Source organism: Acidobacteriota bacterium (genome assembly GCA_020845575.1).
GTDB lineage: Bacteria > Acidobacteriota > Vicinamibacteria > Vicinamibacterales > Vicinamibacteraceae > Luteitalea.
This window is the reverse complement of the sequence record JADLFL010000058.1, coordinates 1-3,283: the sequence shown is the minus strand read 5'-3', so window position 1 is coordinate 3,283 and position 3,283 is coordinate 1. Positions and strand designations below refer to the sequence as shown.

The 3,283-nt window shown below is 66.5% G+C and carries 2 protein-coding genes and 1 pseudogene; all 3 read left to right on the top strand.

What is annotated here, in order from left to right; all coding sequences use genetic code 11:
• Positions 1-1,763: pseudogene (gene lon, locus IT182_16665) on the top strand (endopeptidase La).
• 46 nt (positions 1,764-1,809) lie between these two features.
• Entirely contained in the window at positions 1,810-2,403 is a 594-nt protein-coding gene (locus tag IT182_16660) for a 50S ribosome-binding GTPase (protein MCC6164983.1), read from the top strand.
• 254 nt (positions 2,404-2,657) lie between these two features.
• Positions 2,658-3,283: Rho termination factor N-terminal domain-containing protein (locus IT182_16655; GenBank protein ID MCC6164982.1), on the top strand; the 626-nt coding region annotated here is incomplete at its 3' end.

The following is a 3,283-nucleotide window of genomic DNA, read 5'->3' as shown; positions in this document are numbered from 1 at the left end:
TCCAGTCTCGCGTGAAGAAGCAGATGGAGAAGGCGCAGAAGGAGTACTACCTCAACGAGAAGATGAAGGCGATCCAGAAGGAACTGGGCCGCAAGGAAGACTAGGGCAACGAGATCGAGGATCTCAAGAAGAAGATCGAGGACGCGCGCATGCCGTCCGAGGTCGAGGACAAGGCGGTGCAGGAACTGCGCCGTCTCGAGGCCATGCCGCCGATGTCGGCAGAGGCCACCGTGTCGCGCAACTACCTCGACTGGCTCATCGCCGTACCCTGGCAGAAGAAGACGCGCGAGAGTCGCGATCTGAAGCGCGCCGAGGAGATCCTCAACCAGGACCACCACGGCCTCGAGAAGATCAAGGACCGCATCCTCGAGTTCCTCGCGGTGCGCACGCTCGTCAAGAAGCCGAAGAGCACGATCCTGACGTTCGCGGGCCCTCCGGGCGTGGGCAAGACGTCACTGGCCAAGTCGATCGCACGGGCCACCAACCGCAAGTTCGTGCGGCTGTCGCTCGGCGGCGTGCGCGACGAGGCGGAGATTCGCGGACACCGACGCACCTACATCGGCGCGTTCCCGGGCCAGGTCATCCAGATGATGAAGAAGGCCGGTTCGATGAACCCGGTCTTCCTGCTCGACGAAGTCGACAAGATGTCGATGGACTTCCGCGGCGACCCATCGGCCGCGCTGCTCGAAGTGCTCGATCCGGAACAGAACGACGCGTTCCTCGATCACTACCTCGACGTCGAGTATGACCTCTCGAACGTGATGTTCATCTGCACGGCCAACGTGCTGCACACGATCCCGCAGGCGCTGCGAGACCGCATGGAAGTGCTGCAGCTGGCCGGATACACCGAGCAGGAGAAGGTCGAGATCGCGCGGCGCTTCCTCGCGCCCAAGGCCATGGAGAACGCCGGCCTCAGCGAGAAGCACATCGTCTTCACCGAGGACGCGCTGCGCACGATCATCCAGCGCTACACGCGCGAAGCCGGCGTCCGCAACCTCGAACGCGAGATTTCGTCGGTGTGCCGCAAGGTGGCGCGCCGCGTGGTGGTCGACGGCGCCGACTACCACGAGGAGATCACGGCCGAGCGCATCACGCACCACCTCGGCGTGCCGAAGTACCGCCCGACCATGGCCGAGGAGGTCAACGAGGTGGGCGTGGCGACGGGGCTCGCGTGGACGGAAGTCGGCGGCGAGATCCTCGTCACCGAAGCCACGCTGATGCCGGGCAAGGGACGGCTCACGCTCACCGGCAAGCTGGGCGACGTGATGCAGGAGTCGGCACAGGCCGCGATGAGCTTCGTGCGGTCGCGCGTCGATCAGTACGGCCTGCCCACCGAGTTCTACAAGAACATGGACGTGCACGTGCACGTGCCTGAAGGGGCGATCCCGAAGGACGGCCCGTCCGCGGGGATCACCATGGCAACGGCGATGATCTCCGCGCTGTCGCGCGTGCCGGCCCGCAAGGACGTGGCCATGACGGGCGAGATCACGCTGCGTGGCAAGGTGCTGCCGATTGGCGGCGTCAAGGAGAAGGTGCTCGCGGCCCATCGCGCGGGCGTCAAGACACTCATCCTGCCGAAGGACAACGAGAAGGATCTGGCGGACATCCCGAAGAACGTGCTCGACACGCTCGACGTCTACATGGTGGAAGCCATGGACGACGTGCTGAAGATCGCGCTCGAAAGTCCGCTGCCGCCGGTGCTGCCGGCTGCCGCCGAAGCGGCAGTCGAACCCGCGGTGAGCGACGACGCCATCACGCACTGACCGATTCACCTTGAGATCCGTGCCGGTCCGGTTCGTCCGCAGCGCCGTGAGCGCCGCGGACCTGCCGCGTGAGTCCGTTCCGCAATTGGCCCTGGTGGGCCGCTCGAACGTCGGCAAGTCCACGCTCATCAACGCCCTCACGCGATCGCGCGTGGCGCGCACGAGCGCGGCGGCCGGCAAGACGCGGGAATTGAACGTCTATGCGGTGGAGTACGGCCACCGCGACCTCGCGCGCTTCTTCCTGGTGGATCTCCCGGGATATGGCTACGCGAGAGGCGGTGAGGCCTCGGCCGAGCAGTTCGCCGGACTCACGTCGATGTACTTCGGCAGACCAGCCCCCGGCACCGGCAATCCCGGAGATGGCGGGGGACACGGTCCGTCGGGCGCGTTGCTCATCGTCGATGCGCGCCACCCGGGATTGGCCCAGGACTGCAACGCCCGGGCCTGGCTCTCGAACATGAACCTGGCGACCCACGTGGTGGCCGCCAAGATCGACAAGCTGTCGCGCACCGAGCGGGTGCGCAATCTACGTGCATGGGAAACATCGTTGAACACCCCGGTGACGCCAGTGTCGGCGCTCACCGGCGAAGGACTGGAAAATCTGTGGACCACAATCGTCCGCCTGCTGACGCCTCCGTAGCGGCTCCGCCGTCTACCTCCGACACTCCCCAGACGCCTCCCGCCACCGCCAGGCCCCCGCAGCAGCATCGTCAGCAGCAGGGCCGGCAGCATGGCCGGCAAGGTGAAGGCCGCAAGCGCGGACAGCGCCGCGGTGATGGCCGTCGTGGCGACCGCCATCAGCCGCAGGAGCCGCATCCGCCGGGCCATCGTCCCGCGCCCGAGGAGGATTACGAGGCGATCGAGGCGCGCATGGGCGGGTCCGACGCCGAAGTGGTGAACCTGTCCACGCTCAAGGAGATGAGCGTGCAGGAGCTCACGCAGGTGGCCAAGGACCTCGACATTCCCGGCGCCACGGGCCTGCGCAAGCAGGATCTGATCTTCGAGATCCTGCGCGGCCGCGCGGAGAAGAGCGGCATGCTGTTCTCCGAGGGTGTGCTCGAAGTGCTGCCCGACGGGTTCGGGTTCCTCCGCGCGCCCGACTACAACTACCTGGCCGGTCCCGACGACGTGTACGTCTCGCCGTCGCAGATCCGCAAGTTCGACCTGCACACCGGCGACACGGTGAGCGGGCAGATCCGGCCGCCGAAGGAAGGCGAACGCTACTTCGCGCTGATCAAGGTGGAGGCGGTCAACTTCGAGCCGCCCGAGCGCACGCGCGGGAAGGTCTTCTTCGAGAACCTCACGCCGCTCTACCCGCAGGAGCGCATCACGCTCGAGACAGCCGGAGACAACCTCTCGGCGCGCGTGCTCGACCTGATGGCGCCCATCGGCAAGGGGCAGCGCGGCCTCATCGTCGCGCCGCCGCGTACGGGCAAGACGATGCTGCTGCAGAACGTCGCCAACAGCATCACGGCGAACCATCCCGAGGTGTACCTCATCGTGCTGCTCATCGACGAGCG